The sequence below is a fragment of the Sphingobacterium sp. E70 genome (assembly GCF_019285695.1).
GTDB lineage: Bacteria > Bacteroidota > Bacteroidia > Sphingobacteriales > Sphingobacteriaceae > Sphingobacterium > Sphingobacterium detergens.
The window spans coordinates 1,216,388-1,242,936 of record NZ_CP079104.1 but is presented as its reverse complement, the minus strand read 5'-3'; the positions used below and the strand labels follow the sequence as shown (position 1 = coordinate 1,242,936).

Below are 26,549 nucleotides of genomic sequence, written 5' to 3'. Positions count from 1 at the left end.
GATCATTGAGATTTTGCCTAAGATCCAAAGGACTCCAACTACAGTCAATTGGCGTGATGTATTGATTGAGATGCTCCGAAAGACTGAACAATTAAAAATTACCGAGATGGGCAAAGCTCACGTCGATAAACAGAAGATCCATCTTTTGGATATATACTTTGACTGGTATTTGACGGAGGTGGAAGAACTGCTGCACTGTGGATTGGCCAAACAATATTATCAGGAAACTAAAAATACCCTAGCGCTCAAAGGAAAGCTGGAGTTTTCGGGGCATCTGCAACGCAATCTCGTTCATCAGGAGCGCTTTTATAATACCCATCAGGTTTACGGACTGACCACCGCTTGCATCAGATTCTCAGGCTGGGTTTGGAGGTTGTCGCACGTTTATCGAAGGAAGTTATCGGTACGGACGTTGCAAAAGGGTACAGTTGCACTTTCCTGAGGTCAAAGAGATTTTGGTCGATCAGCAGATATTTGATAGGCTATCTTACAGCCGTAAGACAGAATCTTATCGTACCGCAATTGATTTGGCGAGATTAATTATTCTAAGCTATGCGCCTAATGTTAAGGCGGGAGAGGAAAATATGTTAGCTCTGCTTTTCAATATGAATGATCTTTGGGAACAATATGTGCTTACGCAGCTGGTTAATTGTTCGAAAGAGTGGACGGTATGGGGACAGGAGAGTAAACGGTTTTGGCGGACAAGCCTTTAAGGCCAGATATTCTACTTAAGCATTGTAGTGGAAAGCAGTTTATTATTGATACCAAATGGAAGAATTATAGCTACGATAGTATTTCTTCGCAAGATCTGCGTCAGATCTATGTTTATGCAGATTATTGGGATGCGGTAGGGGTATGTTGCTTTATCCACATGCAAACACTTTAAAGAAGGATGAACTTTGCTCTACTTATCATGGAAAGGCTTATTCTGCCCAGATAGGCCTGTTGTCTATATTGGACGAGGAGGGGAACTTGAGTAGGACGTTGGGAAAGGATATTCTTGGGTTGTTAAGTTTTAAGTGACTTTTGCGATCGCATATTTAACTATCAAATACAAAATTTGAGAGCCTAAATGGGATACATATATCTCTTTTATGAAGTATTTAATGTGCAAATAAGTTTTTATTTGGTAAATATTTATTAATTTAAGCAACAGTATTTTGTTGATACTAGCCATTATCAGCAATAATTTTTTTAACCTTTTTTAAGCTGCATAGCATGAAATTAAATCGAATAATAATTCACGAATTAATCAAAGAAGCTGGAAAGACTGAGGCCAGTTTTAAACCATCCACGAGCCTTTTGACCGTGAATGATGGTTTAGCAAGTATGATCCAAGAGGTACACGAATCATTTGAGAAATTAATAAATAGTTATCATAAGTTTAAGCCCCATAGTGAGCATAAATCTGTTTTTATTAACATTCATAAATACACTAAAGATGACGAAACTGATAACCGCTTTTATAATTGGAGTAAAACAAGCATGCGTGAATTGGAGGGTGAAATTAAATCGGTTCCATTTGCTACGGGTGGTTATTATGTGTTTTCAGATTATGAAATAAACGGACTAAGGTTCTTATCAATTGTTATTGTACGTAATAAGGAAGCATTTAATATAAAATGGGATCCTACTACTGAAATGTATAATGTTGATAGTACAGAGAATATAAACATTGATCAAATGGCAATGGGATTCAGGTTAAATGTGAATCTTTATAAAGTTGCCACCAATCGAAACTATATTGCGCTCATTAATAAGAAGGAGATGGAGCATCACAGTATTTTAAAGATTGGGTCTGTGTGGATGAGGGACTGGACCAAAACAGAATACCAATAATTTCATAAATATTATTAAGAAAATAGGTCTTCCGGAAAACTTTGAAGGTGATGAAGATGCTTTTTTAAACATGTCTATGATAGTATTGATGCAGAGTATAAGGGAAATAATGGTTTCGTTAATGTAGATAGAATTAGCGAATTATTCTATAGAGATAGAGCTCATATAAGAAAGTATGCTGAGGAAGAGTATGGTCAGGAGTTAGATTCTGAATTCAAAATTCATACTGATTCTTTAAAAAAGTTAATAAGATTCAAAGCTGCTGTAAAAGGGCTTACAATTAGCTTGGACATTGGTCTATTTCAAAATGACACTGTTGTATTGAAAGACAACTCTGTCATCATTAGAAATCAATCTATCTATGACCAATTATTGAAACAACGCAATGAAGGAAATTGATAATTTGTCAGATTTATTACAACTACACGACATAATTGAAAGATCTTCTTTTTTGATAGTGTAAGTTATAATGAAGGAATCCTGGAAATCCTGTTAACAGGTGATATATCGGAGATTAGCGCTGGTTTAGAAAGTGCCAAAATTGAGTATGATAAATCTGGGAGTAAAAGTTTCGAGGTTAAAATTGACCGAGATCAGATTCTTCTATTTCTTGATGAAGTGTCACTTTACGATAGGTTAAATAACAACGATTTATCTCTAATTGGTAAAAATATATTTATTTGGACTTTTGATACGTCTTGTTTATTATATGAAAATTTTACAATCGAAAATGCCATTCAAAATCCAAATAATAACGGTAATTTTTATTAAATGTCGTCCAATATCGAGATTTCTTAAAAATATTTTTAAGAGAGGAAAATGGATTAATCGAACTAAATAAAGCGCATCCGTGGAATGAACTTTTTATAACTTCTAAGGGAGATGAAAAATTATTGGTAAAGTTAGTTTATGACAAAGTTGTAAGAGAGTTATATTACAAAGATTTTGAGTATATCAATATCAAACAGTTTTTGGAGAGAATAAAAATAATGAATGGTTAGCTTGTTTCAAAAATACGGTATGCGCATTTTTTGATCAACAGTCGGAACCTAAAAGAACATTTCGATGGCTTTACGAGAACTTTGCTTATTTATTCGCAAATACAGAAAAAGTTACTTTTTATATATAAGTAAGTTCTCTTTCGATAAGATATCTAGACAGTTTAAAAAAGATCGAGAACACTACTTTAATAGCCTTGGCGAATATCAAAATAAGCTAAGTGGTCAATTAATATCTATTCCCTTAACTATAGGTGCAGCTTTATTAAGTAATAATTTCGTAACCAACAATGGCCTTGCCAATAACTCGGTTATATTCCTGATCTCAGCATATGTTATATTTGTTATGGGAACAATATCTTTTATCCTGTTCGACCTAAAAAAGTTAAAAAAGATTTACAAAATGAAAGTGACATGCTTAAACAAATGTATATGGATATTTACGACAATTTTAAAAGAGACTTTACCTACATATTACGTAAATCTAAAATGATGATTTGGTTTGGTTTTCTACTTCTACTATTATTTGTTGTCGTTTTGTTTATTGTTTGGTTTGCACCAGTTTCTTCATCGCCTAAAGAAGTACTTTTTGTCAATTAATTATTTCTTTTTATCAAGCCTACTTGTTTTGCTATATCCATTGTAAATTTGGCCATAGGACGCTTATGAAGATCTTCTTCTGTGGAATAGTTACCTAGTAATAGTCTGTTGAAAATTCCTTCATTAGTAAACAACATAGGAAATTGTTTTTTAAGTTCTTTTTGTACTCCTCAGTATATATTTCCGCTTTTAAAATCAACTCTTCAGCAACGTCCTTTTTGTGTATCATAGATTTCTTGGATTTTAAATACTTCTTGAAATGATTTAGTGGGCGCTAAAACCATAGGTTCCAAAAACTTGTATTGGATATCTTCTACGTTGCGACTTATTAAATATTTTGCTACAGTACCTTTTTCTAAATCAAACTTATAGCCATTTGAAGTGAGGTTTTGTTCATCTGAATAGAGATTGAAATCCACAATACTCTTTGATTTTGCTATATTACAATTAGCACAAACCGGATACAAATTATATAAAGATATGCTAAAACAAGGGTAGTCGGCCTTCGGAAGAAAATGGTCTACTTGAAATTTAGCCGTATAATCAATTCTTGTTTTTGTCTTTAGATTTACTTTTTCCTCTATTGTTACAGCGAGTTGTGCATTGCAATATACACAGGCTTTTATACCTAATTGATGAAAATATTTAGGGTAAAAATCTGATCTTCTTGATGCATATTCTAATGCTCCCAAGATTTTGTCCTTAAAATCAATATAGGCTTTACTAGCCATAAGTTTTGGAGTTAATATTGCATCAAATTCCGCTTTTAATGTATTAATTACTTCAGGTTTACCTGCTATTATTTTGTCAATATTTATTTTAATATGATTGATATATGCTTTTTTATCTTTAGGCGTTCTGGGAAAGATCAATGAGTCTAAATTATTCAAAATTTTCTTTTTAAATATTGTCAACCGTGCATCGAATGCAATAATTGTTGAGTCTACTTTTTGAAAAGATATAGGTCTCATTTTTTTATCCTTTCTTTTAATACTTTCAGTCTTTTTATTTCTTCATCTATTTCAGATAAAGAATATTCCGATTCATGCAAACCTATTTTCTCATGATACAAATCTAAAAGGCTTTCTTTTATTAATGGTTCACCAATAATTTTTATAAATTGATAAATTGCTTCTTTTTCTTTGTTTTTATCCTTAGTCTTATTTTCTTTCCAGAGGCTAAGAGTTTCGATCGTTTCTTTTATTTTTCTATTTGCAAATTCGCCCATATAACCTTTTTCTAGAAAGAAGTCATTCGCCAAGAGGTCATGAATATTTGCTCCAAAAGTTTCTTCAGTATTCTTCATTTTAGTAGGTTTCCCAGATTTTAATCGCAGTATATTACTAGATGGGATATCAGATAGAATAAATGGAGAATGGGTAATGAAAATAATATTAATATCCGTTATGTCATCAATCTGTAATTGCTTTAGATGAAATAGTAGATTATTAACATAAGATTTTTGCATTTCAGGATGAAAGTATAGTTCGACCTCATCGAAAATGATATTAACTTTTGAATAATTGATATGGTTTTCAAATGAACTTACAGAACTGATATTATATAAATGATATCCAATAGTATTTACGGATAATATTTGCTGCTTTTGCCCAGAGCTAAGATTGGAAAAAGTGCTACCGTCTTCAAATGCAATTTCTATGTCAAAGAAGGATGGAGGTACAAGATCAATAGTTCGTAAGAAATCGTTTGTTTTATGCACATCTATTTTTTCAATTATTTGTATAATTGAAGAATCGGAATTTTCGGGATAAATTCCGAATTTGTAAAAATTAATTGCTTGTCTTAGCTTAAAAGTGACATGACTACGATCATCATTTAGTTTTTTTATAAATTCATAAAGTTTGCTCTTGTCATCCGATGCCCATTTAGGCAAATCACGATACTTATTTTTATAAAAAAGATACTTGTTAGCGATGTCATTAACTTTCAAAAAGATATAATTTCTAGTTTCCTTTTTTGCAAAAGAGATGTTATTGCTTTCACCAACTAATAAATTTAGGACGTCATCAACAAGCATTTTGTCAATTGAACCATATTGCTTTTCAAACTTGGTTAATTTTTCATTTATTTTATTTTTGTTGAGCGTCAACCGTATTGACTTCGGTGTACAATTTGGCGCAATTTCTGGAATTTCTTTTTTTTCAAAGTCAATTAAGTCTGGATCAAGAATATTTGAAAGTAAACGTGACTTTGCCAACCATTCTTCTCTATTAACATTGATATTACCTTCTATTCTCATAGGGTTTAATACCAAAGGAACTTGATATCCGTCATTTTTATGAAATAGGGAACCACCCAATCGCCAATAATTTTAGAGTTCAATGCATATAGGGAATAGTTGATTGCTATCGTGTAAAATAGGTCCTCCAAGTCGAATTCATTTATTTCAATTGGAGTTTTGTTAATTCTATATATACCGTCGCTTACATATTTATATTTGAAAATTTCAATTTTATCGCCTACGGATATTTTATAAACAGTATCGAGGTGTACGAACAAATCTGCGTAAACTCTTTCATTAACAAGTTCTTGTTCAGAGCTTACTCTCTTCAGAAAAGCTATTTTGTTAATGATTAGATAAATAAAATCTGCAATGGTACTTTTTCCACTCCCATTCATCCCTACAATTGCTGAAATAGAGATGTTTAATTCTCCTTTATTATAAAGATTTAAATCTTTATCCTTATCCAAACTTATGGTTCTATCACTATTTTTTATGTTGTATGAATTGTATAATTGATAAAGTTGATCTTCTATCAGGTTTTTTAGATGTTTCTGCCTTTTTCCTCTATATTTTTTTGTTGGTCTTATAGCAATTATCTTAAAACCATTTAATCTTTCCTCTTTTATTCTTTTTACTATGTCATTCTTCTTGGTAAGACCTCTTCTATTAGTGATTAATAATTTGGATGAATTATCACTTAAGGTATAAGAACCTTGTTCAAAATTAAATACTTTATAAGAATCTAAAACTATATCTCTGTAAACTGACTTTTTGAAAAATTACCTTCAGTATTATTTTTGATGTCTTGACATATTTTTATATAATCAGAATAATTCTTTGGAGAATAGTTGATTAGCTCAATAGATTTTAGAAACCCAATCGTATTTTTATCAGCAGGCAGGAATTCTTCAGAATTAATCCAAAACAAAAACATCGTAAAAGACGTAAGCTTGATACCTCGCCAATTATTTAAGCTAATAAAATGATCCTCCTTTAAAGCACCAAATCCACTTTGTAATAATTCCTTAAATACAGCCCATATTTCATTTTGTTTTTGAAATCCTCTGTATTGTGCTATTTGCGTAATAATAGGAGTTGGAACGCCTTCGAATGATATATAGTTGACAGTCTTGTCCGAGCCAAGTTCAAATAATAATGCATTTATCAATTCTATTCTTCTATATGTATCTATTTTGGTATAGTTAAATGTTGAAAAAACCTGAATGGGATCAAGTCCCCATTCATCAGTCCTGGTTAAACTATCCCTAAATAATCTGCCACGATTTAAGTCTGCAAACTTAGTGTTTTTTAGATGGTCATAAAGATCTTTTGATGGATTATCACTATCGCCAAATTTTTGCAACAGTAATTCTGCAATTAATTTGTAAGCTTCGTACCAATTGTGGATAATTTCACGCATACGTTAAATTCCTTTACAACACCCCTTAATCTTTTGTCCAATAGTCAGCTAGTAATTCAGCTTGCCCCAATACTTTGTTTACTGATTCTGTATAATCTCCAGTCTCTATATCATCTGGTGGATATTTATATTTACGTAGAATACGTTTTACTAATACCCTCAATTTAGCCTGTACACTTTCTTTCAGTTGCCAATCTATAGATGTATTTCGTCTTACGCTGTCCACTAGTTCGTGAGCAATAGCTTTTAAAATTTCGTCGCCTAAAACAGTTTCTGCTTTTGGATTATCCGCAAGTGCATCATAAAATGCTAATTCATCAATTCGTAGATTTAGTTTTTCGCCACGTTGGTCCGCAGCCTTTATATCTTGGGCCAACTTGATCAATTCGTCAATTACTTGTGTAGCTTCAATCAGTCCGCTTTGGTAGCGCTTTACAGCTTCTGCAAGCATTTCTGAAAACTTACGGCTCTGAACCAAGTTTGTGTTTGAACGAATTTTAATTTCTTCATTCAATAATCGTTTCAGAAGTTCAAGCGCTAAATTCTTTCTTGGTAAATTTTTAATTTGTTCTAAAAACTCATCGTTAAGAATTTCGATTGTTGGTTTTGCAATTCCTGCTGCATGAAAGATGTCTATTACATCCGTTGATATTAGAGCATCAGAAATTATTTGACGGATAGCAGTTTCTACTTCTTCATCACTTCTTTTTTCTTGCTTTCCCTTAATTTAGAGATCCTTGCTTTAATAGCTTGAAAGAAGCTTAAATCATCACGAATAGCGATAGCTTTTGGATGTGGAACTGAAATAGCAAATGCTTTGGAGAGATTAGAAACATTTATACTGAAACGTTCTTGCCCTTTATCAAGTCCTAAAATAAAATCTGTTGCATCTAAAAGGAAGTTCAATTTTTCTCTTGGTTGTAAACTAAAGAATTTTTTTGTAATCAAAACCGTGAAATAAGTCAACAACTATTTCATACAGTTCCTCCATTCTTGCAACGGCTTCTTCCTGATCAAATTCAATTTTACCTTTCCCGCCACTTGCTGTATAAACACTTAATGCTTTTTTAAATCATGCGCAATTCCCAAATAATCTACAATTAAACCGCCTTCTTTATCTTTGAAAACTCGGTTTACTCTTGCTATGCCTTGCATTAAATTATGACCTGTCATTGGCTTATCTACATATAAAGTATGTAAACATGGTGCGTCAAAACCAGTTAACCACATATCACGAACTAAAACCAATTTCAAACCATCTTTTGGGTCTTTTAAACGGTCGCCAATTGATTTTCTTCTTGGTTTGTTTCTGATGTGTTCTTGCCAATCTAAAGGGTCAGAAGATGAACCAGTCATAATCACTTTAATAGCTCCTTTATCATCATCGCCACTGTACCATTCAGGTCTAATTTTTATGATTGCATCAAATAGAGCTACGCAAATTCTACGGCTCATACAAACAATCATTCCTTTCCCATCAAACACCTCACTGCGTTGCTCAAAATGTTTCACAATGTCGGTAGCAACTTGTTGTAAACGTTTTCACTTCCAACAACGGCCTCTTGTTGCGTCCATTTAGCAAAGCGTTGTTGGCGTTCGGTTAATTCGTCTTCTTCTGTTACTTCTTCAATGCGTTGGTCAATTATTTTCTGTTCTTCGGGGTCGAGTTCAATTTTGGCTAAACGACTTTCATAAAAAATACGAACAGTTGCACCATCTTCAACGGCTTGTTGTATGTCGTAAATGTCGACATACTCTCCAAAAATTGCTTGTGTATTTTTATCTTCTTTTTCAATTGGAGTACCAGTAAAACCTATAAAAGAAGCATTTGGTAAAGCATCTCTCATATGCCTTGCATAGCCATCAATAAAATCATATTGACTTCTATGTGCTTCATCGGCAATCACAACAATATTTCTACGGTCTGATAGCTTTGGATAGGTGCCGCCTTTTTCCTCAGGCATAAATTTTTGAATGGTCGTAAACACGACACCGCCCGAAGCAACAGATAACAAGCTTTGTAAATGATTTCTATTTTCTGCTTGTACTGGAGTTTGCCTGATTAATTGCTGACAATTACTAAATGTTTCAAAAAGTTGTTGGTCTAAATCGTTTCTGTCTGTTAAAACAACAATGGTTGGATTATTCAGTTGTGGTGTTACCACCATTTTACCTGAATAAAAAACCATACTTAGACTCTTACCACTTCCCTGTGTATGCCAAACAACACCAGCTCTTTGGTCGCCTGATAAAGATGCTGCTTTTACAGTTGATTGAATGGCTTTGTTAACTGCATAGTATTGATGATAAGCAGCAATCTTTTTAACGGTTTTTTCTTTTGTTTTTTCAAAAACAACAAAGTATCTGATTAAATCAATTAAGGTTCTTTTTCCAACATTCCATTTAAAACCACATCCATTTCCAAATGAGTTGATTCTTTTGGAAACAAGGTTGAATTATAAGTTCCTTCAGGTTCAGCAATAATGTTAGATGTTTCAGGCTTAGTTGGTGGTATTTTCCAACCACTAAAACGGCTCCAATCGCTTGTGATGGTCCCTGCTTTAGCAAACCAACCATCTGTTGCTATCAAAATACTGTTATAATTAAATAGAGTAGGTATAGCTTGTTTGTATGTTTGCAATTGATTAAAGGCTGCTTTTACGTCTGCTTTTTTATCCGTTGCATTCTTGATTTCAATCACAACCAATGGTAAACCATTTACAAAAATGATTACATCAGGTCTTTTGTTGTTGTGGTTTTCTACAATAGTAAACTGATTAACGGCTGCAAAATCATTATTAGCTGGATTTTGAAAGTCAACTAACCACACTTTAAATGTTTTGATTTGCTCCCCATCTCTGCCCTTTACGTCAACTCCTTCTGTGAGTAGTTTGTGAAATGCTTCGTTATTTGCTAATAATGTGGTGAACTGAACCCTTAAAACATTTCTTAATGCTTTTTCTCTTATATCGGCTGGGATTTCTGGATTTATTTTATCTATAGCATTTTGTAAACAATTAATTAATACAACTTCGTTAAAAGGTCTTTCGATGGTTGAGCCATTTATAATTTCATAACCTAGCTCTTGCAAAGTTTGCAAAGCCAATTGTTCTATTTCTTCTTCTGTTAGTACGTTCATTATGGCACAATTAAATTTTGTAATTCCTCTTTTTCTGCATTAAAACGTGCTTGTAGAGGGTCGTAGCAAATGTTGTTTCTAACTTTTACGGGTTCATACCAAAATTTGCTTTCTCGTTTTCCTTTGTAAACACACAAATAAGTTTCGTGTCCCGTTGTATCGTGTAAATAATGCATAAAGGTGACAGACTAAAAATATCATCTTCCCATTTTGCAAAAATCACGGAGCCAGGATTAGTCATTACATACCCTTGTTGAGAAGCTTGTACTTCAATTGTTTCATCAAACTCTCTATTTAATGAATGAGCTTTAAAGGTTTGGAAACGGCAAACTGTTGTAAAGCTGTCAAAGCGAAGTATGCTTATTTCTTCAAAAAACCGAAGGTTTTTTAACACTGTTCTAAAAAAGAGGAGTAACAATATTCAATTCGGCTTCGGCTTGTTCTCTTGTTGGTGTTGCAGTATGTGAAAAATGATTTCTATTGCTTTGCAATTCATATAACGTTTCTATTAATTCCAGTGTAATAAAATTTCCACACTTTAAATTCAAATCATTTTCATTTGAAAAATTGACAATTGCTTTAACATTTTCAGTATTTGCTTCAATTCATCAGATAACAAAACTCTTGAATTAAATCGTTGATTGGGTTGACCGCTATGGTAAACATCTGCTGTTTTTAGATCAGTTCCTTTTGCTCTAACTTCACCCCAAACCAAAGCATTCAAAGTAAAAATAACCGCCTCCCAACTATCTTTTAAATGTAAAAATCTTTCAATTGGATTATTTGAATTGGGTCCTCGTTGAGATTGCCAATAATGATATGAAATACAATCGGGCAAAACATTAAAAGCTAATTGTTTTAATTCCTCTGTTTGTTGGTTCTCAAAATCGGTTAAGGCAATCCGATACGTTTCTTTCTCTAAAGTGAATAAAACTTTGCTTGCTCTAAATGAAGTACTTAAAATAGTTATTGCACCTTCATCATCATCAATAGATTGATTAAAGTCTTCGTGATCTTCATATATCAAATCGTCTAATTCCATAGTTTAAATTATTCGTTTGAAATATTTACATCAATTTCCCCCGACATCAATTTGGGTAACAAACTGTCTCGGGTATTTTTTAAAGTTTCGTTCTCGGCAAGGTTGTCCAATATTTTTTCAAACATAGGATTTACCATTTTACCGAATACTTCAATTAACTCAGCAGGTGGAATTATAGCACGAATACTTTCAATAGCTGATGCACTGATATTGGGCTGAGCACTACCCAAAGCTGAATTTTGAATATCTGTTTGGTATGTTTCAGTAGAAAGTAACAAGTACACAAATAAATTGCCGTAAGCAATTTTTTCTTTAAACATTCCTACTCGTTGATTAAGCCAAAGGTTTTTTCGGTTAATGGAACTAAACCAATTTTTCCAACCTCTGCACCGGTCATTGCGATAAGCAGAGAGCCACTTTCTATTTTAAATTTCTTGTCCAGTCGTTCAACTACATTTGCATTAACAAAGTCAGTTTTCTCAATATCAACCACGTTACCATTGATGTTTTTATTTTGATAATGCCAACTTCGCCTTCTTCTTTAAAATCGTTGCTCTTAAAAGCATATCCATTCTGAACATAGCAAATTTCTCCAATTCCTAAAACTTCCCAATCTGTTGGTATTTCTCCAAACTCACTATGTTTTCTACGACCATCAGCACTTGGGTAATTGAAGTTTACAAACCATTCTTTGAAAATAGTTCTAGCAATTTCTTCAAGGGTTTGATTTGTACCTAAATTATTTTCTATTTTATCATCAAGCGAATTCAATATAGAAGAAATTCTATTTTGTACTTCTTCAGATGGAAATGGAATTTCAATTTCTTTAAGTTCTTTTAAATTTAAAGTAGACTGAACGGTATGTGTAGCAAAATAATCAAATGCTTTTTGGACATCAGGTTGTTTTAAAGCCCAAAAAATGAAGTCACGATTAAGTTCTTTTTTTATTGGTAAAACGCCAATTGCCCTAACAACATTCCACCCAATTTGTTCTTGTGAAACTCTAAAAACATAACCTAAACTACCAACTAGTGAAATGAGAATTTCATTTCCTTTAAGCCTTGTTTTAGAGTATTTACTTTCAATTTCATTTTTAACTTTTTGAACATCCTTTAATCCATATTTGCGTTCAGTTAAGTTATTAACTTTAAGAACAGGAACTCCTTCATATTTGATAAACTCTCCAGGTTGAACAATACCATATGATATTCCTCTTTCTTGTTCTACCAAGTCTCCAATTCTATATTTTGTCCATTCGTTAGAACTCATATCCAATTCCTTTTAAGTTTTCACGAATAGTATTTTCTAACTCATTGTCTTTAGCGAATTGTGCAGAAAGTTTTGCCGTGAGATTTTGCATTTTTTCATCAAACGGTATTACATCTATTTCTTCGTCTTTGGATGCTACGTATCTTCCAGGCATCAATACATAATTGTTTTGTTTCACTTCTTCCATTGTTGCAGACTTACAAAAACCTGCAATGTCTTCATAGCCTCCATTTGGGTTTCTCCATTTATGGTAAGTGTTACTTATTAGTGCAATATTATCAGTCGTCAACTCACGATTTCGTCTGTTAACCATTACACCTAATTTTCTTGCATCAATAAAAAGTATTTCGTTTTCACGGTTTCTAAATTTTCCATTGGATTTGTTTTTTGCTAAAAACCATAAAGATGCTGCAATTGTAGTGTTGTAAAATAAATTGGCAGGTAGTGTAACCATACAGTCAACTACTCTTGCTTCAATCATATTTTTTCTAATATCGCCTTCGCTTCCTGTACTACTGTTCATACTTCCATTCGCCAATACAATACCTGCTGTACCATTTGAACTCAATTTGTGTATAAAATGTTGTAACCAAGCGTAGTTGGCGTTGCCAACTGGCGGTATGCCAAATTTCCAGCGTTTATCGTCTCTTAATTGTTCGCCTTTCCAATCACTGATGTTAAACGGTGGGTTAGCAATAATATAATCTGCTTTTAAGTCAGGATGTAAATCATTACTAAATGTATCGCCAAATTGAATGTTGGCATCTATACCACGAATAGCCAAATTCATCTTGGCCAACTTTACGGTTGTAGGATTGCTCTCTTGACCATAGATACTCAAATCGCCAATTTTGCCTTGATGATTTTTAATGAATTTTTCGCTTTGCACAAACATACCACCACTGCCGCAACAACCATCATAAATTCTTCCCTTGTAAGGCTCAAGCATTTCAACTAGAAGCTTTACTATACTTTGCGGTGTATAGAACTGCCCCCGTTTTTACCTTCGGCATCTGCAAACATTCCTAAAAATATTCATACACTTGGCCTAAAAGGTCTTTGCCTTGGTGACCTTCGCCACCAAAACCTATTTTACTTATCAGATCAATTAGTTCCCTAAACGTGGTTTGTCTAAATCGGGATCAGCATAGTTTTTGGTAAAACACCTTTTAGATTGTCGTTTATTTTTTCAATGTTGTCCATCGCTTGGTCAATCAATACACCAATTTCAGGTTGTTTAGCATTGTCACGTAGGAATGTCCAACGAGCTTTTTCAGGTACATAAAAAACGTTGTATGCCAAATATTCATCTGGGTCTTCTGGATCTGCGCCTTCAAACTCTCTTTCGCCTTGTTCTAGCTTTTGATGTAAGTCATTGAATGCATCAGAAATATATTTTAGAAAAATCAGTCCAAGTACAATGTGTTTATATTCAGCTGCATCCATGTTACTGCGAAGCTTATCTGCTGCTGTCCAAAGTGTTTTTTCTAAATCTTTTATATCAGTCATTTAATTTTTATTTTCTATTTATTAAACATAAAAAAGACCATAAAGCTCAAAAAGAGATTACAGCCTTAAAATATTTTAACTAAAGTCTATTGTTAAATCTGCAACTACATTGTTTAATTCGATGACAGCTTGCGTTTTTAATTTATACTTTCTTCAAATTAGCCAACTCCGCTTTCAATTCCTCAACCTGCTTTTTTAATTCCACAATTCTCTCGTATCTTTCTTCGAGCAATTCATTTTTAGTTTTCAAATGATCCTCATAAATAGACTTTAATAACTCAATATCGCTTTCATGATAAGTTTGAGGACTAATTACTTGATTGCCTTCTCCAGTATTTGTATTATGATTAAATACTTTTGTCTCAAAAAAATATTCTGGATCAACCTCAAATAATTCACCAAGCTTTACAGCATTATCCCAAGATAATTTATTCTGATCCGACTCTAATTTGGATATAGCGGGTTGAGATATTCCTAACTCAGCTGCTAAGACGTCTTGTCCCCAGCCCTTTTGCTCTCTCAATAATCTTATTTTAGTACCAGTTGTCATTTTATTAATATTTATAACCAAATATAACTCAAAAGTTATGTTTATATAACTGAATGCTATTTGATTGTCGTACAGAAATTTAAATCTTTGTAAAGTTAATTACCAAATATACTAAAATTAGAGAAGAAATTTAAAATTGGAAAAAAAGCGTAAAAAATAATAGATTAGCTCCATCTTATAGGTGGATGTACTATGGGTCTTGTTGGCGAAACGTGAGAAATTTCAACTGGAACAAGGCGATAAGTGGATCAATACGCCCGTCAGCAATGGCGTGGCGTCCGCTTACTCGTTCCAAAGGCTTCTCACGGCCTCGCTGACGGTAGGTTGGATGCTACGCCATTGCAGTTTCTAATGCCTGCTAGAAGACTTGTTGCCAATAAAACGAGTTATGAACAAAAACAACAATCAAAGAACATCATTACGGCCCGAGAGTAGCTCGGCGACCAAAGTCATCCGATGACTTTTTTAGCTGCTGAAGACGTATCAAACCAATTATAGTAACTTAAAAGCGACCACTCAAACGTCTTGCGCTTCCCGCATTTACAACAATTTTTTTATTTGTGACCTAAGTTAGACTTAGGAGCAAGACGATACGTTTGTAAGTATCCTAAAAAAATCCCAGTCAGCAGGTCACAGCCCTCAACACCTTTAAAAATGAACAGTTTTTACAAGGGTGGGAGTGAACTGCCTACTGTGAAAGTTTCCTCCTGCTCATACCAAATTAACTCCAAAAATATAGGGTCAAATCCCTAAACTATTGCCCCTTTTTAGACTATACTTTACAAGTATAGCTCCAGTACTGATGAAGTACTTGCTAAGTACAGATATAGTACTATTTATGCAACTGTTGCGTAAGCAAATTAACAAAGGAAAAACGTACTATAAAATTGCTTGTCGGATACGGGGAAATTACTGGATCAGCCAAGGCATTTTAGTTGCTTTAAAGTGCTTTCAAAAAAGCAGAAAAGGAGGCTTATTCGAGTGGCCTTCGGGTTTTGCTCGGAAAGTCTTCGAGACCGCGTCGTACCAAGGTCGACTCTCCTTCGGGAGTGCTTCGACTGTTGTTCGACTTCTCTTCGAGAACTTCCCGAAGCGCAGTCGAAGCGTTGTCGAAGCCGAGTCGAAGCATTGTGGAGCCATTCCCGAACGATTCTCGAACAAACCTCGAAGCTGCGTCAAAGACCACCCGACGAGGGGAGGGACATCACCTTTTTCGGACTTTTTCCTGACCATCTTCGCCCCATCTTCTACCTTTCTTCTGCCTGGCAGGCAATTTTGCTCGGGCTGTCCTTCGGGTTTACTCGGGGCTAACCCGATGCTGGCCCGATGCCGACCCGATGAAAACTCGATCAACGGGCGAAGTTGGTTGGGAGTTGGTAGGGCATTATGTCGTCTATTCCTTGCCCATAAAGGTACTGGTGATTCACGGTTAAGCTACTGGGACTGTACTGAAAAGGTACCAAAAAGGCACAGCGAATGTACCAAAAAGCTACCGAAGGGTTACCAAATAGCTACGGGAGAGTTACAGACTACTAGTAGCTTTTTGGTGAAGCAGGGCTATAAATGCTGTGCCATAGCTTGCAACCAAGCAAAGGTGGTAAATACCGAGGCTGTCAATAGAGGGGAGTCAGCATATTTAAAATTTGATGCTTTTAAGGTGATTTGCGGACGTGTTTATAGTGCCGTTGACTCTTTTATGGTTAAGGGTGTTTTGAGGCTTCAGAGTGATTTAAAATGCTTTTCAGTAGTTGCAGGTTACGGAAGCGGATATCGTATGTCTCTGACATGCCTGTTCTTAATACTGATTTCTATGTTTAGTTTATCAGCTCAGACGCCCCGCAAGGACAGCGGGGCGGAGGGGCTATCTAATGTGACTCCAATTGGAGTTGATTATCGTGTTCCAGATGATTTTTGGGGACAGCGGCTAAAGGTCTATAGCCAAGGCGATACATCGCTTGTCACAATGACAAAATTCAGAGGGAAGCCACTAATCGTGGACTTCTGGAGTATTTCCTGTGCCTCCTGTATCAGCAAATTTCCCAAGTTGCAGGCGCTACAAAAGGAATTTTACGGAAATTTCAATTTTATGCTCGTAGCCCAGGAAAATAGCAAACAGATTCACACGATGAGAAATGAATTTCTTCGTGAGAATAGGCTGCCCACGGTATACAATGATAAATACCTGAATACATTGTTTCCGCACCGGGCTGTGCCACATTATGTCTGGATCACACCAGTTGGACGTATTGCCGCCATCACAAGCGCTGAATTTGTGGATCACGGGCGGGTAAAGGCTTTTATTAATTATTGTCTGCAATATGAGATGCCTAATTAGTCTGTTGGCGCTACTATGTGTTAGTGTCATGGTATCTGCCCAGGGTAGATACAGTGGTACAGTGGTCGATCAAAGCGGTAAACCAGTTCACAATGCAAGTATCAGGTTGGCGGAGTCCAAGTTAAGTTATAAAACGGATCTGAATGGAGATTTTGTGATCCCCATAATCGCCAAACCGCTACAGGTTTCGATTTCAATGCTGGGTTATGAATCACAGCTGCTGCTATGGAATGACTTTGCGGATAAGATCAGGGTTGTTTTAAAATCTAAAGAACAAATATTGGATGTTGTCGAAGTCAACACTGGTTATCAGTCTCTTCCAAAAGAACGATCTGCCGCCAGTTTTTCGTTGATCGATAGTGCCAAGTTGGCTACGCGGATCTCAAATAATATACTACAGAAACTGGAATATCTGGCTCCGGGCCTACAATTTGACAACCGTACAGGAAAGTCGGTCATCAATATTCGTGGCATTAATACTTTTTCGGATAATCTGATGCAGCCGCTGATTATTGTGGACAATTTTCCATATTCCGGAGATATAGCCAATATAAACCCCAATGATGTGGAATCGGTAACCTTATTGAAAGATGCTTCGGCAGCTTCTATCTGGGGTGCACGTGCCGGTAATGGGGTGATTGTGATCAATCTCAAAAAGAATAGCAAAGGGTACAATAAAATGGAGTTTACCCATAACCTGACCTTTAGCGAAAAGCAGGATCTATTTTATCTGCGTAATATTGCCTCATCTGATTTTATAGCTGTCGAACGCATGTTGTTTGACAAGGGATTCTACAATACGGCGCTTGGTAGTGTCAATAGTCGGCTGCTGGTATTCTCTCCGGTGATTCAGCTGCTCAACCAGCAATCCAAAGGTTTGCTCTCAATGGAAGAAGTGGAGAGACAGATCAATTCCTTTCGGAACCACGATTACAGACGGGAGGTAATGGATAATCTCTATCGTAATCCCTTGCGGCAACAGTATCATCTTTCCTATGATCTGGGTAGAAACCGGTTTGCTAACCGTACTGCCCTTGGGTATGATAACAATACCGAACAGCAGATGGCGAGCAGTTCAAAACGCTTTACATTGCAAACTGCTAACCGCTATGATTTTACCGATCGGCTACAGCTTCAGCTGGGGATGACCTGGTCTGACCAACGATCGGATGGAAGTCCTACTTTCCCGAATTTTCCGATCAATCCACTGGGAGGGAAGGCTGCCTTGTATCCTTATGCGCAATTGAAAGGAGAGGATGGATCTGCGCTCGCTATTCCGTATAATTATAACCTTTCTTTCGTACAAAATATACCGGATCCACAGCTGTTGGATTGGACATATAGGCCCTTGGAGGATTATACGGAGAGCCGTATAACCACTGGTACAAAGGATATTGTATTGAACGGAGCGCTATCCTATAAACCTTTTTCATTTTTGAGTCTTAGTGGCTTGTATAATTATGAGAACCAAGCTACCGATACGGAAAAGCTCAATAGCGTGAATTCATTCTACACACGTGATCTGATCAATAGGTTTAGTCAGGTAAAGAATGGGGTTATTACGCGGATCATTCCACTGGGTGGTATTATGCAGAATAGTACGAGTCGAATGGTGGCTCACAAGGCGCGGTTTCAGGCGAGCTCGGATTTTGCATTGGCTGGCGACTGGAAGTTTAATTTATTCGCTGGAGCTGAGATCAGTCATGCAAGTACGGACACAAGGCTGAATACAGCGTATGGTTATGATGAAAACACAATGACCAATATCAATGTTGATCCGATCAATACCTATCCGATCTACGGTGGTCTGGCCGGCAACTCACGGATTCCGTTTGCCAATGGATTCGGGCGGAGGAGCAATCGTTTTGTTTCCTTCTTTGGTAATGCTGCGGTGACTTACAGAAATAGATACATTGCTAATTTTTCTACCCGTAAGGATGCCTCTAATTTATTTGGGGTAAAGACCAACGATAAATGGAATCCGCTTTGGTCTGCCGGTTTGGCGTGGATCCTTACCAATGAAAAATTTATGGCTGATCTGGATTGGATAAATCTCTTGAAAATACGTACGACGGTGGGGCATTCGGGTAACTTGGGTGGGGTATCGACGACACTTCCGACTATTTATTATGGCAATCCGACTGGTGGATTGGAGACTGAACGGAAGGCCAGTGTTGGCACTCTTCCCAATCCAAACCTCAAATGGGAGGATGTAAGGATGAACAACTTCGCCGTTGATTTTGCTTTTTTGCAGAATAGACTATCCGGGAGCTTTGATTATTATATCAAAAAATCAACAGACTTGCTGGCATCGGAAGCAATAGATCCGACGTTAGGCTTTTACAATATGCGCCGCAATGTCGGTGAGTTAAAAGGAAGGGGTTTCGATCTGACCCTTAACTTTCGCCAGGCATTGGGCAGCTCCTGCACATTGGGATAGAAACCTTGTTTGGTTATAGTACGGATAAAGTATCAAAATACAAGGGAACGATATCCAGCGCATCATTTTATGCCTCTGCTGGTGGAAGAGCCCTGATGCCATTGGAGGGAAAAGGTCTTTACCCCATTTTTTCTTATCAGTTCAAAGGACTTGATCCCAATACAGGGGATCCACAAGGTTGGTATCGCGGAGAAATCAGTAAAGAATATGTTAAGATTTTGTACGACTCTGTCCAAAACCTGAACTACCACGGAAGGGCATTGCCAACTTATCAGGGCAGCTTAAGGCCCAGTATCCAGTGGAAGGGATTTCAGGCTTCAGTCAATGTTGTATATAAATTCGGTTATTTCTTCCAAAAAGAGACAATCCGCTATGCGACGCTTTTCAGATCATGGATAGGCCATGCGGACTTTGCCGACAGATGGCAGCAGCCCGGTGATGAGGCAAAGACTTCGGTTCCATCGATGATCTATCCGGCGGATGCCAATCGTGACGATTTTTATGCCAATTCGTCAAGCAACATTCTTAAAGGTGACCATATCCGTATTTCGGATATCCGTGTAGGTTATTCATTCAATGCCAAAGCAGGACAACGACCAGTTGGAATATCATTGAATGGCTATATCAATAATGTGGGTATTATATGGCGAAAGAATAGGTATGGACTTGATCCGGATAGCTACGGAATTCCGGCTATCCGCACTTATGGTTTGAATATTAACATAAAATATTAGCAGATGAAGAACTGTATTTTTTTGATCTTACTTTGTGGACTCTTCGTTTTACAGTCCTGCGAAAAATATCTTGACCTGAAACCGGATGCCGCAATTGCCGTACCCGAAACAATGACAGATGTAAGGGGATTGCTCAATGATGTCAGCAATCTGAATCTGTTCGCCTCCTCCTTGTTGGAGAACGGTACGGATGACTATTATCTGGATGATAATAGCCTTAAGAATATGAGTGAAACCGATCGGGGCATGTATCTATGGAAAAAGGAATACCCGGCATTGGATCTGTCAGGTGATTGGTTCAACGGTTATCGTGCGGTCATGACGGTAAATGTAGTTTTGGAAGCTCTTCAGCGAATTAAAGCTGATGAAAATGAGAAGGGATTATGCGTGGTGAGGCGTTGTTTACAAGGGCTTTTGTGCATTATGGTGAGGCACAGGTGTATTCAGAAATAGGTCGGGTTGGGTCGGATTCGAAACCGGGAATCCCCATTCGGCTGACTTCAGATTATACCGTAGTCTCGCAGCGTGGTACGGTAGCTGAAAATATTGCTGCCATACTGAAAGACCTCAACGAGGCTTTGGAACTGTTACCAGCGACTTCGTCGTCGAAGGTGAAACCTTCAAAGGCGGCGGTTTATGCATTGTTGTCACGAATTTACTTGTCGTTCCGTCAGTATGATCTAGCAGAAAAATATGCGGATGCAGCATTGAATCTTTATAATAAAGTAACGGATCTGAATACGTTGGACTTGGAGAGTATGAGTCCATTTCCGATTGGACATGATGAAATTATCTATGCTGTATATAGCCGTAATGGCAATCTGTTATTACAAACGGTAGCAAATGTAAATAAGACTTTATATGGTCAATACACGGAGAATGATCTTCGTAAAAAGGCTTATTTTTATGATAAAGGGAATGGGCATATCGGCTTTAAAGGAAATTATCCCGGTGTGTTTTCCACTTTATTCTTTGGACCGACTACCGATGAACTTCTGCTGAACACAGCAGAATGTGCTGCACGTAGAGGCGATCTGAATAAAGCAGCTGAGCAGCTTAATAAGCTACTGATGCATAAATGGAAATCGGGAACCTTTATTCCGATTAAATTTGCTGATAAGGAAAAGGCAATTAATCTGATCTTGGAGGAACGTCGGAAGGAATTGAGCTTTCGTGGGTTGAGGTGGAGCGATATCAAACGCTTAAATCAAGAGAAAGGACGGGAAGTTATTTTACAAAGGAAGGATGATAGTGGAAATATCATCGCAGAATTACCGGCAAATGATAGCCGTTATTATTACCTCATACCTGATGAAGTGGTAAGGCAGGCGGGCATGCAGCAAAATATACGTTAATTGAAAAGGGGCACTCCAGTAGAGCGCTCCCTTTTCGGCTTTGTGCTAGAAACAAACTAAAACGAACGAAGGCTTTTCACCGTGTTGTTTGTTGTAGGAATAGGATTCGAGACTGAGTTCTGAATATCCGCACCAACTGTTGATGAGCCAACCGAAGCACTCATATCCGGGTGTCCGGGATTTGAAAGATCTTCTGGGGCAGATATTCGGCAGATTGTCTGCGGAGTACCTCCACAGGTTGCCGACCCAGCGGGAGAATAATTGTCAGAATCAAGAGCCTGGGATAGATCGTTAGATGTTCCTTCATACTTCCATTCAACGAAGTCAGCCTTTTCTCAACGCGAATAGCGTCTTTTTCAGTAAAGCTTTGTGCACCGTAAGCGATGCCCAAAGAAAGTAAAAGTAATGTGCTGGTACGTAACCAGCTGTTTTTTGTGGTTCTCATAACGAAAACTTTAAGTTTATATAATTATTTATGTAGCACCTCCATGTGCTACATGACAAAGTTGCACACTGAAATCCCCTGATTTTGGCTCCATATAGCCGTGCTATTTTCGGCGTTTTTTCGGGTCGCCAGGAAATAGGTCGCCCGCTGTATCGTATTGCGGGAAATATCCAGTAGTGCGGCCTGCTCGGTTTGTGAGGTGACGGCCCTGATCTCAGGCATGAGCTGAACAAAACTGAGGTAACGTTCAAAGGATGAATATTCGCGGAGAAGCTGTTGCAAGAGGATAAGCTGCCGCTTCTCTTTGTTGCAAAAGACATCAACCAAGGTATCGACTGATTTCTCGTATTCCTGAAAGCGTCGCAGTACGCTATGCGGAAGAGCGATAATAATCCCGGGTCTTAGTGCAATAATTTCTCCGGGCCGGATACTGTGGCTGTGGAGATGGACGGTGCTCATCAGGGCCATATTGGGAAGTGCCAGGCTGGTAATTTTGCGTTTGCCTGTATTGGGGTCATCCACAGCACGTGCGAGTATGCCTGTAGCAACAAAATAACTGATCTCGGTCGTATGTCCGGGCGGCTCGAGTACCTCTCCACGTTTGACAGCAAGGACTTTAAGGTGGTCTTTGGCCCATTGATAATGGAAATTGTCCAGTGCGTGGTATTTTTCCCAGAAAGCAAAAAAGAGCTTGAGGCCTTTATGAACATAATATTTATCTGCCATATCCGATTGCGGGCTTGGAATGTGGAGTAAAAAACGGCTATTGCTCAGACAGCATAGCGGACAGCGGCTAGCTTGGATTGGGTAATCGCTCCGGAGGGCAAAGGTATTTTTCATTGTCTCAATCGATTAAATTTATAATTAGTGAGTCATAAATTTCGCTAGGACAGGAAAAATAGGAAAGGACTGAATGAGCAAAATGCGCTCAAATCAAAGGCATGTCAGGTGCTTTTTGTTCATCTGATCCAATACGGTTGGCAAAGGTGAGGCTGGCACTAAAATCTTTTGCTGCCGTCGAGCTGTGCTACGTAGTTTTTATAGGCTTTGCGCAAGGAGTTTTCATTGTTATAACCGACCAGGAGGTAGACCTCCGCAAAGCTCAGCTGTCCCTCTGTCAGCAGCCGATGGGCATGACGCAGGCGCACCTGGATACAATAATTTCGAATCGTGTAGCCGTATTCGCTTTTAAAGAGCCGTATGACAGTGGCCGAAGACAAGGCATGCCTGGCGATCAGGCTACAGGTATCCAGGTTGGGATCGTCATAATACCGGTCGATATGTAATTTGATCAGATACAACTGGGTGCGGTTCGAGCGGCTTAGCAACTGTGCATAATGTCCCAGACCCATAATAAGGTATTTCTGCAGCTCTGCCTGCTGGGCAAAGGATTCTCATGCTCAAAGGCAAGCACGCTAAAAAGCCATTGACAGAGCTCCTGATCAATCCGGAAGTGGGGCAGTACATCAAAAGGATTGGTCGATTCGGTCAGAAAGGATACGGCTTCCCGGAATATCGGATACTGCTTGACCACCTTGCTGAGCCATTGGGGGTTTAGGGATATGATGACCAGATCTGTTGCACCCGAAAGACATTCGGCCCGATAGCGACCGGCCTGCTCAGCTGAAAGATAGAAGCTGCAGCTCCCCGGACGGGTCACATGTTCACCGGTACCGGTGGTAAAGGCAATTGGCTCGGAAAGAACGAAATTGAAAAAGATCCGCTGCTGGTCCAATGTATAGTGGACAACAAAGGGATCCACGGTATCCAGCTGAAAGATATCGATCTCGAAAAGCTCACAATGGATCGTCTGCTGCAGCAAAGTAGCACCCTCAAAATCAAATTGCCGTGCCCTGTTTGCCATCGGTACCGGGTAACGACAAAAATCAGGCAGCCGTCCGCTTACATTGTTTACTTTTAATAAGGGCTTTGAAAAACGTAGTTTATAATCTTGCTCCATCTGTGGAAGATAATGTATCACCTACCTGTTGCAGTGCATCTGGTATCAATCGGAATGATAGACAGCCGCTGCACACTTTATACGGGTACAAAATTAATACATGGAATGCTTTTATTTATAGGACTATTTTGCTAAATGTAGGTACAATTCAATCAAAAACAGGATAATTCGTGTATTTGTAGCTAAGGTTATAAAGATTGAACTTGTTTGCTGGCTGCTCGGCATTTGCCTGATGCGGTACAGCGAAAGCTATATTTTTCCGCTCTTTAGGGTTAGCCCGGTCCCCATAAATCATAGGCAGAGAATTTGTAATTTGTTAATTTTAACGTAAGTTTGATTTCAGGTCCTGACTAACGAATGTATTGCTACACAGATTTATCGGATAAAGAATTGCTAGCACTTGTTCTAAAAAAGATGAACAAGCGTTTGGCCTCCTATATGAACGATATTTCCCACTTTTATTTATCTATGCGAGTAAAATCATCTCCGATGAAGAGGTGGTCAAGGATATTCTTCAGGATGTATTTGTTTCCCTTTGGTCAAAAACGGGGCTGGAAATAAACACAAGTTTCTCTGCTTACATCTATGCCGCCGTGCGTTTCCAGTTATTCGACTACATCGACAAGCAAAAAGTGAGACAGGGCTATGCAGATTCGCTACAGCATTTTTTGGATCAGGGCGTATACTCGACCGACAACTACCTCCTCGAAAAAGAACTGCAACAACAGATCGAAAAAGAAATCATGAATCTGCCGCCCAAGATGCGCGAGATATTCATCCTGAGCCGTCAGGAAGAAAAAAGCTATGAAGAAATTGCAAGACAGAGCAATGTGTCCCTAAATACGGTACGTAAACAGGTCAGTAACGCCTTGAAAATCATGCGTTCAAAATTCACATCGCTGTTTTTTACTTTTTTAAATTCCATCTACTACTTTTTCCACTTGAACCTACATATAGCAAAGAAACGTATTAAACCTTTGTTATCATGGAGACCAAAAACGCAAAAGAAATTCTTGAACGTTACCGCCAAGGCACCTGTTCCGAAGAGGAGAAATCCTGGGTAGAAAACTGGCATCTTCAACAACTCAAAGAAAGCCGATATACAGCAGATCCGGAGGATATAACGCGTATTCAGGAAGAAGTCAAAACCAAAATAGACGCCGATATCCACTATACGATCAAGCGGATAAGAAGGAAGAATCAGATCCTCAAAATAAGTGCAGTGGCAGCATCCTTGGTCTTATTATTGGGGGCAGTTACTTCTTGAGGAGACAATCCGATAGGCCAGCTATAAACCAGCGTGCTTTGCAGCAGGCCGATATCCAGCCGGGGGCAACAAAGCTGTTTTACTGAGCAGTGACGGAAGTACCATCCAGTTAAGCGAGCATAGTAATACCATCCTCGTGGGCGCAAACATCAGCTATGCTGATGGTCCGACTTACGGCCGAATTTAGGTACCACCTCGATATCCGAAGCCCCATATTTCATACACTACAAACCCCAGGACCGGAGCATACAATATCGTCCTTGCAGACGGAACCAAGGTATGGCTTAATGCCTATTCCTCCTTAAAATTTCCATCCAGATTTGACAGCAAAGAACGCGTGGTAGAATTACTAGGTGAAGCTTACTTTGAAGTGGCCCCAATAAAAACAACCTTTTAAAGTACGCAGCCGGGAGCAAACCATAGAGGTACTGGGTACACATTTCAACATATCGGCTTACGAATCCGAATCCACCGTAACCACGCTATTGGAAGGCTCCGTCAAAGTGAATAGGATTGCCAATAACAGTTCGGTCTTGCTCAAACCCGGTCAACAAAGTACAATTAAGGAAGATACAAAACAGATACAGCTAGCCCATATCAATACCGAGCATGCTGTAGCCTGGAAGAACGGCTACTTTAATTTCGATAACGAGACCCTGCCCAGTATCCTAAGTAAGATAGAGCGCTGGTACGATGTCGAATTCACGTATGAAAAGACGCCTTCCGCGAAGACCTATATCGGGGCTGTATCCCGATCCCGCAACCTATCCGCTGTGCTACGTGCGCTGGAGGCGGCGGCTGATGTTAAATTTAAACGTACAGGACGAAAGATTGCCGTCATATCCTAACCAGATAAAATAAATACTAACCTTTATTAGAGCAGAAATCATGAAACAGCCACCTAATAAAAACTGAAATTGGGTCATAAAAAAACCGAATGTGCAGCGAACACATCCGGTAGATTTTTGGCCCCAATTATTAATTCCAACAAACTAACAATAGCATCTAACCCAAATTACTCAAATGTATGAATTTTTACCTTGAAAAATGGAGGGAGACGCCTGTCTATATCCTCCGCAAAACGCTCATCGTGATGAAACTAATCATTGTGCTACTGACATTCGGCCTTTGCCAGGTATATGCCAGTGGCTTTGCTCAAAAAATAACGCTAAGCGAAAAAATGCTTCTTTAGAGCTTATTATCAATAAAATCCGTAAACAAAGCGGCTATGATTTTATTGGCGATGCACAACTAATCAAAAAGTCAAAGGGCTCAACCTAACCGTAAAAGATGCTCCGCTAGTTGACGTCCTAAACCAGATCTTTAAAAATACCAATATCGCGTATCGTATAGATACGGATATTATCGCATTAAAACCAAAGACGGAAGCTGCTGCGGCTAT

The 26,549-nt window shown here is 37.8% G+C and carries 36 protein-coding genes and 1 pseudogene; 16 read left to right on the top strand and 21 right to left on the bottom strand.

The genetic code is table 11. The annotated features are described in order from the left end of the window. The first annotated feature begins 13 nt into the window (after positions 1-13). The 5 genes from KUH03_RS09065 to KUH03_RS09045 all read left to right on the top strand — a co-directional run bounded on the left by KUH03_RS09065 (position 14) and on the right by KUH03_RS09045 (position 2,238). Positions 14-442: an McrC family protein gene (locus tag KUH03_RS09065; RefSeq protein WP_257092691.1), complete on the top strand. Its 429-nt coding sequence runs from the start codon at positions 14-16 to the stop codon at positions 440-442. Beyond that, the gene (locus KUH03_RS09060; protein ID WP_257092689.1) at positions 429-713 is read left to right on the top strand and encodes an McrC family protein; all 285 of its coding nucleotides are present in this window, start codon (positions 429-431) and stop codon (positions 711-713) included. Before KUH03_RS09065 ends, KUH03_RS09060 begins: the two co-directional genes overlap by 14 nt. Then, positions 695-886: an McrC family protein gene (locus tag KUH03_RS09055; RefSeq protein ID WP_257092687.1), complete on the top strand. Its 192-nt coding sequence runs from the start codon at positions 695-697 to the stop codon at positions 884-886. Before KUH03_RS09060 ends, KUH03_RS09055 begins: the two co-directional genes overlap by 19 nt. Positions 887-1,218: 332 nt before the next feature. Further along, positions 1,219-1,839 carry a nucleoid-associated protein gene (locus KUH03_RS09050; protein WP_257092685.1) on the top strand — a complete coding sequence of 207 codons (621 nt, stop codon included), beginning with the start codon at positions 1,219-1,221 and terminating at the stop codon, positions 1,837-1,839. A gap of 84 nt (positions 1,840-1,923) precedes the next feature. Next, positions 1,924-2,238, top strand: coding sequence for a nucleoid-associated protein (locus KUH03_RS09045; protein WP_257096805.1), 315 nt, complete (start codon positions 1,924-1,926; stop codon positions 2,236-2,238). Between the two features lie 1,402 nt (positions 2,239-3,640). On the opposite strand, the gene KUH03_RS09040 is transcribed toward KUH03_RS09045, so the two are convergent. The 17 genes and pseudogenes from KUH03_RS09040 to KUH03_RS08960 form a co-directional block, all read right to left on the bottom strand. Next, positions 3,641-4,408: an HNH endonuclease signature motif containing protein gene (locus tag KUH03_RS09040; protein ID WP_257092683.1), complete on the bottom strand. Its 768-nt coding sequence runs from the start codon at positions 4,406-4,408 to the stop codon at positions 3,641-3,643. Further along, positions 4,405-5,757: a hypothetical protein gene (locus tag KUH03_RS09035; RefSeq protein ID WP_257092681.1), complete on the bottom strand. Its 1,353-nt coding sequence runs from the start codon at positions 5,755-5,757 to the stop codon at positions 4,405-4,407. The genes KUH03_RS09040 and KUH03_RS09035 overlap by 4 nt, the downstream gene beginning before the upstream one ends. Further along, positions 5,703-6,149, bottom strand: coding sequence for a hypothetical protein (locus KUH03_RS09030; protein ID WP_257092679.1), 447 nt, complete (start codon positions 6,147-6,149; stop codon positions 5,703-5,705). The genes KUH03_RS09035 and KUH03_RS09030 overlap by 55 nt, the downstream gene beginning before the upstream one ends. A gap of 281 nt (positions 6,150-6,430) precedes the next feature. Next, the gene (locus KUH03_RS09025) at positions 6,431-7,102 is read right to left on the bottom strand and encodes a hypothetical protein (protein ID WP_257092670.1); all 672 of its coding nucleotides are present in this window, start codon (positions 7,100-7,102) and stop codon (positions 6,431-6,433) included. Between the two features lie 25 nt (positions 7,103-7,127). Continuing rightward, positions 7,128-8,008 (bottom strand): annotated as a pseudogene (locus KUH03_RS09020) (DUF3387 domain-containing protein). 19 nt (positions 8,009-8,027) lie between these two features. Next, on the bottom strand, positions 8,028-8,126 hold the full coding sequence (locus KUH03_RS09015; RefSeq protein ID WP_257096804.1) for a DUF3387 domain-containing protein: 99 nt from the start codon (positions 8,124-8,126) through the stop codon (positions 8,028-8,030). Between the two features lie 32 nt (positions 8,127-8,158). Next, positions 8,159-8,614, bottom strand: a complete 456-nt coding sequence (locus KUH03_RS09010; RefSeq protein WP_257092669.1) for a hypothetical protein — start codon at positions 8,612-8,614, stop codon at positions 8,159-8,161. Beyond that, positions 8,611-9,471, bottom strand: coding sequence for a DEAD/DEAH box helicase family protein (locus KUH03_RS09005; protein WP_257096802.1), 861 nt, complete (start codon positions 9,469-9,471; stop codon positions 8,611-8,613). Before KUH03_RS09005 ends, KUH03_RS09010 begins: the two co-directional genes overlap by 4 nt. Positions 9,472-9,479: 8 nt before the next feature. Continuing rightward, positions 9,480-10,241, bottom strand: coding sequence for a type I restriction endonuclease (locus tag KUH03_RS09000; RefSeq protein WP_257092667.1), 762 nt, complete (start codon positions 10,239-10,241; stop codon positions 9,480-9,482). A gap of 85 nt (positions 10,242-10,326) precedes the next feature. Beyond that, a complete protein-coding gene (locus tag KUH03_RS08995; protein WP_257092665.1) occupies positions 10,327-10,635 on the bottom strand; it encodes a hypothetical protein in 309 nt (102 codons plus the stop codon). Between the two features lie 150 nt (positions 10,636-10,785). Next, positions 10,786-11,283 (bottom strand): hypothetical protein, encoded by a 498-nt coding sequence (locus KUH03_RS08990; protein ID WP_257092663.1) that lies wholly within the window; start codon positions 11,281-11,283, stop codon positions 10,786-10,788. A gap of 8 nt (positions 11,284-11,291) precedes the next feature. Further along, on the bottom strand, positions 11,292-11,603 hold the full coding sequence (locus KUH03_RS08985; protein ID WP_257092661.1) for a hypothetical protein: 312 nt from the start codon (positions 11,601-11,603) through the stop codon (positions 11,292-11,294). A gap of 2 nt (positions 11,604-11,605) precedes the next feature. Beyond that, complete coding sequence (locus KUH03_RS08980; RefSeq protein WP_257092659.1) at positions 11,606-11,776, bottom strand: hypothetical protein; 171 nt, start codon at positions 11,774-11,776, stop codon at positions 11,606-11,608. After that, positions 11,734-12,552 (bottom strand): restriction endonuclease subunit S, encoded by an 819-nt coding sequence (locus KUH03_RS08975; RefSeq protein WP_257092657.1) that lies wholly within the window; start codon positions 12,550-12,552, stop codon positions 11,734-11,736. The genes KUH03_RS08980 and KUH03_RS08975 overlap by 43 nt, the downstream gene beginning before the upstream one ends. Beyond that, complete coding sequence (locus tag KUH03_RS08970; protein ID WP_257092655.1) at positions 12,542-13,501, bottom strand: SAM-dependent methyltransferase; 960 nt, start codon at positions 13,499-13,501, stop codon at positions 12,542-12,544. The genes KUH03_RS08975 and KUH03_RS08970 overlap by 11 nt, the downstream gene beginning before the upstream one ends. 182 nt (positions 13,502-13,683) lie before the next feature. Continuing rightward, positions 13,684-14,061, bottom strand: a complete 378-nt coding sequence (locus KUH03_RS08965; RefSeq protein ID WP_257092653.1) for a type I restriction-modification system subunit M N-terminal domain-containing protein — start codon at positions 14,059-14,061, stop codon at positions 13,684-13,686. Between the two features lie 142 nt (positions 14,062-14,203). Continuing rightward, positions 14,204-14,611 carry a helix-turn-helix domain-containing protein gene (locus KUH03_RS08960; RefSeq protein ID WP_257092651.1) on the bottom strand — a complete coding sequence of 136 codons (408 nt, stop codon included), beginning with the start codon at positions 14,609-14,611 and terminating at the stop codon, positions 14,204-14,206. A 243-nt stretch (positions 14,612-14,854) separates the two neighbouring features. On the opposite strand from KUH03_RS08960, the gene KUH03_RS08955 reads away from it, so the two are divergent. The 6 genes from KUH03_RS08955 to KUH03_RS08930 all read left to right on the top strand — a co-directional run bounded on the left by KUH03_RS08955 (position 14,855) and on the right by KUH03_RS08930 (position 21,475). After that, on the top strand, positions 14,855-15,046 hold the full coding sequence (locus KUH03_RS08955; protein ID WP_257092649.1) for a hypothetical protein: 192 nt from the start codon (positions 14,855-14,857) through the stop codon (positions 15,044-15,046). A 367-nt stretch (positions 15,047-15,413) separates the two neighbouring features. Beyond that, entirely contained in the window at positions 15,414-16,946 is a 1,533-nt protein-coding gene (locus tag KUH03_RS08950) for a TlpA disulfide reductase family protein (RefSeq protein ID WP_257092647.1), read from the top strand. Beyond that, entirely contained in the window at positions 16,930-19,386 is a 2,457-nt protein-coding gene (locus KUH03_RS08945; protein ID WP_257092645.1) for a SusC/RagA family TonB-linked outer membrane protein, read from the top strand. The genes KUH03_RS08950 and KUH03_RS08945 overlap by 17 nt, the downstream gene beginning before the upstream one ends. A 5-nt stretch (positions 19,387-19,391) precedes the next feature. Further along, on the top strand, positions 19,392-20,120 hold the full coding sequence (locus KUH03_RS08940; protein WP_257092643.1) for a hypothetical protein: 729 nt from the start codon (positions 19,392-19,394) through the stop codon (positions 20,118-20,120). A gap of 3 nt (positions 20,121-20,123) precedes the next feature. Continuing rightward, complete coding sequence (locus KUH03_RS08935) at positions 20,124-20,573, top strand: RagB/SusD family nutrient uptake outer membrane protein (RefSeq protein WP_257092641.1); 450 nt, start codon at positions 20,124-20,126, stop codon at positions 20,571-20,573. Further along, complete coding sequence (locus tag KUH03_RS08930) at positions 20,504-21,475, top strand: RagB/SusD family nutrient uptake outer membrane protein (RefSeq protein ID WP_257092639.1); 972 nt, start codon at positions 20,504-20,506, stop codon at positions 21,473-21,475. Before KUH03_RS08935 ends, KUH03_RS08930 begins: the two co-directional genes overlap by 70 nt. 160 nt (positions 21,476-21,635) lie before the next feature. On the opposite strand, the gene KUH03_RS08925 is transcribed toward KUH03_RS08930, so the two are convergent. The 4 genes from KUH03_RS08925 to KUH03_RS08910 form a co-directional block, all read right to left on the bottom strand. Further along, on the bottom strand, positions 21,636-21,920 hold the full coding sequence (locus KUH03_RS08925; protein ID WP_257092638.1) for a hypothetical protein: 285 nt from the start codon (positions 21,918-21,920) through the stop codon (positions 21,636-21,638). Between the two features lie 48 nt (positions 21,921-21,968). Further along, positions 21,969-22,760, bottom strand: a complete 792-nt coding sequence (locus tag KUH03_RS08920) for a hypothetical protein (protein ID WP_257092636.1) — start codon at positions 22,758-22,760, stop codon at positions 21,969-21,971. 158 nt (positions 22,761-22,918) lie between these two features. Next, on the bottom strand, positions 22,919-23,272 hold the full coding sequence (locus KUH03_RS08915; RefSeq protein ID WP_257092634.1) for a helix-turn-helix domain-containing protein: 354 nt from the start codon (positions 23,270-23,272) through the stop codon (positions 22,919-22,921). After that, the gene (locus KUH03_RS08910) at positions 23,242-23,880 is read right to left on the bottom strand and encodes a hypothetical protein (protein ID WP_257092631.1); all 639 of its coding nucleotides are present in this window, start codon (positions 23,878-23,880) and stop codon (positions 23,242-23,244) included. The genes KUH03_RS08915 and KUH03_RS08910 overlap by 31 nt, the downstream gene beginning before the upstream one ends. A gap of 389 nt (positions 23,881-24,269) precedes the next feature. Here KUH03_RS08910 and KUH03_RS08905 point away from each other — a divergent pair, with 389 nt between their 5' ends. The 5 genes from KUH03_RS08905 (at position 24,270) to KUH03_RS08885 (ending at position 26,428) form a co-directional block, all read left to right on the top strand. Next, positions 24,270-24,944 (top strand): RNA polymerase sigma-70 factor, encoded by a 675-nt coding sequence (locus KUH03_RS08905; RefSeq protein WP_306429712.1) that lies wholly within the window; start codon positions 24,270-24,272, stop codon positions 24,942-24,944. Continuing rightward, positions 24,866-25,147 carry a hypothetical protein gene (locus KUH03_RS08900; protein ID WP_257092629.1) on the top strand — a complete coding sequence of 94 codons (282 nt, stop codon included), beginning with the start codon at positions 24,866-24,868 and terminating at the stop codon, positions 25,145-25,147. Before KUH03_RS08905 ends, KUH03_RS08900 begins: the two co-directional genes overlap by 79 nt. A gap of 214 nt (positions 25,148-25,361) precedes the next feature. Next, the gene (locus tag KUH03_RS48385) at positions 25,362-25,544 is read left to right on the top strand and encodes a FecR domain-containing protein (protein WP_373564799.1); all 183 of its coding nucleotides are present in this window, start codon (positions 25,362-25,364) and stop codon (positions 25,542-25,544) included. 88 nt (positions 25,545-25,632) lie between these two features. Continuing rightward, a complete protein-coding gene (locus tag KUH03_RS08890; protein WP_306429519.1) occupies positions 25,633-25,995 on the top strand; it encodes a FecR family protein in 363 nt (120 codons plus the stop codon). Positions 25,996-26,194: 199 nt separating this feature from the next. After that, the gene (locus KUH03_RS08885) at positions 26,195-26,428 is read left to right on the top strand and encodes a hypothetical protein (RefSeq protein WP_257092617.1); all 234 of its coding nucleotides are present in this window, start codon (positions 26,195-26,197) and stop codon (positions 26,426-26,428) included. The last annotated feature ends 121 nt before the right edge of the window (positions 26,429-26,549 follow it).

Bases quoted from the DNA above. Each gene is read 5' to 3' on its own strand.
- KUH03_RS08985 (WP_257092661.1), bottom strand. From the start codon at position 11,603: ATGTTTAAAGAAAAAATTGCTTACGGCAATTTATTTGTGTACTTGTTA.
- KUH03_RS08950 (WP_257092647.1), top strand. From the start codon at position 15,414: ATGAAGTACTTGCTAAGTACAGATATAGTACTATTTATGCAACTGTTG.
- KUH03_RS08900 (WP_257092629.1), top strand. From the start codon at position 24,866: ATGGAGACCAAAAACGCAAAAGAAATTCTTGAACGTTACCGCCAAGGC.
- KUH03_RS09050 (WP_257092685.1), top strand. From the start codon at position 1,219: ATGAAATTAAATCGAATAATAATTCACGAATTAATCAAAGAAGCTGGA.
- KUH03_RS08930 (WP_257092639.1), top strand. From the start codon at position 20,504: ATGCGTGGTGAGGCGTTGTTTACAAGGGCTTTTGTGCATTATGGTGAG.
- KUH03_RS08920 (WP_257092636.1), bottom strand. From the start codon at position 22,760: ATGAAAAATACCTTTGCCCTCCGGAGCGATTACCCAATCCAAGCTAGC.
- KUH03_RS08970 (WP_257092655.1), bottom strand. From the start codon at position 13,501: ATGCTTGAGCCTTACAAGGGAAGAATTTATGATGGTTGTTGCGGCAGT.
- KUH03_RS08990 (WP_257092663.1), bottom strand. From the start codon at position 11,283: ATGGAATTAGACGATTTGATATATGAAGATCACGAAGACTTTAATCAA.
- KUH03_RS08975 (WP_257092657.1), bottom strand. From the start codon at position 12,552: ATGAGTTCTAACGAATGGACAAAATATAGAATTGGAGACTTGGTAGAA.
- KUH03_RS09040 (WP_257092683.1), bottom strand. From the start codon at position 4,408: ATGAGACCTATATCTTTTCAAAAAGTAGACTCAACAATTATTGCATTC.
- KUH03_RS08910 (WP_257092631.1), bottom strand. From the start codon at position 23,880: ATGGAGCAAGATTATAAACTACGTTTTTCAAAGCCCTTATTAAAAGTA.
- KUH03_RS08915 (WP_257092634.1), bottom strand. From the start codon at position 23,272: ATGGGTCTGGGACATTATGCACAGTTGCTAAGCCGCTCGAACCGCACC.
- KUH03_RS08885 (WP_257092617.1), top strand. From the start codon at position 26,195: ATGGAGGGAGACGCCTGTCTATATCCTCCGCAAAACGCTCATCGTGAT.
- KUH03_RS08945 (WP_257092645.1), top strand. From the start codon at position 16,930: ATGAGATGCCTAATTAGTCTGTTGGCGCTACTATGTGTTAGTGTCATG.
- KUH03_RS08960 (WP_257092651.1), bottom strand. From the start codon at position 14,611: ATGACAACTGGTACTAAAATAAGATTATTGAGAGAGCAAAAGGGCTGG.
- KUH03_RS09000 (WP_257092667.1), bottom strand. From the start codon at position 10,241: ATGAACGTACTAACAGAAGAAGAAATAGAACAATTGGCTTTGCAAACT.
- KUH03_RS08925 (WP_257092638.1), bottom strand. From the start codon at position 21,920: ATGAGAACCACAAAAAACAGCTGGTTACGTACCAGCACATTACTTTTA.
- KUH03_RS08935 (WP_257092641.1), top strand. From the start codon at position 20,124: ATGAAGAACTGTATTTTTTTGATCTTACTTTGTGGACTCTTCGTTTTA.
- KUH03_RS09025 (WP_257092670.1), bottom strand. From the start codon at position 7,102: ATGCGTGAAATTATCCACAATTGGTACGAAGCTTACAAATTAATTGCA.
- KUH03_RS08965 (WP_257092653.1), bottom strand. From the start codon at position 14,061: ATGACTGATATAAAAGATTTAGAAAAAACACTTTGGACAGCAGCAGAT.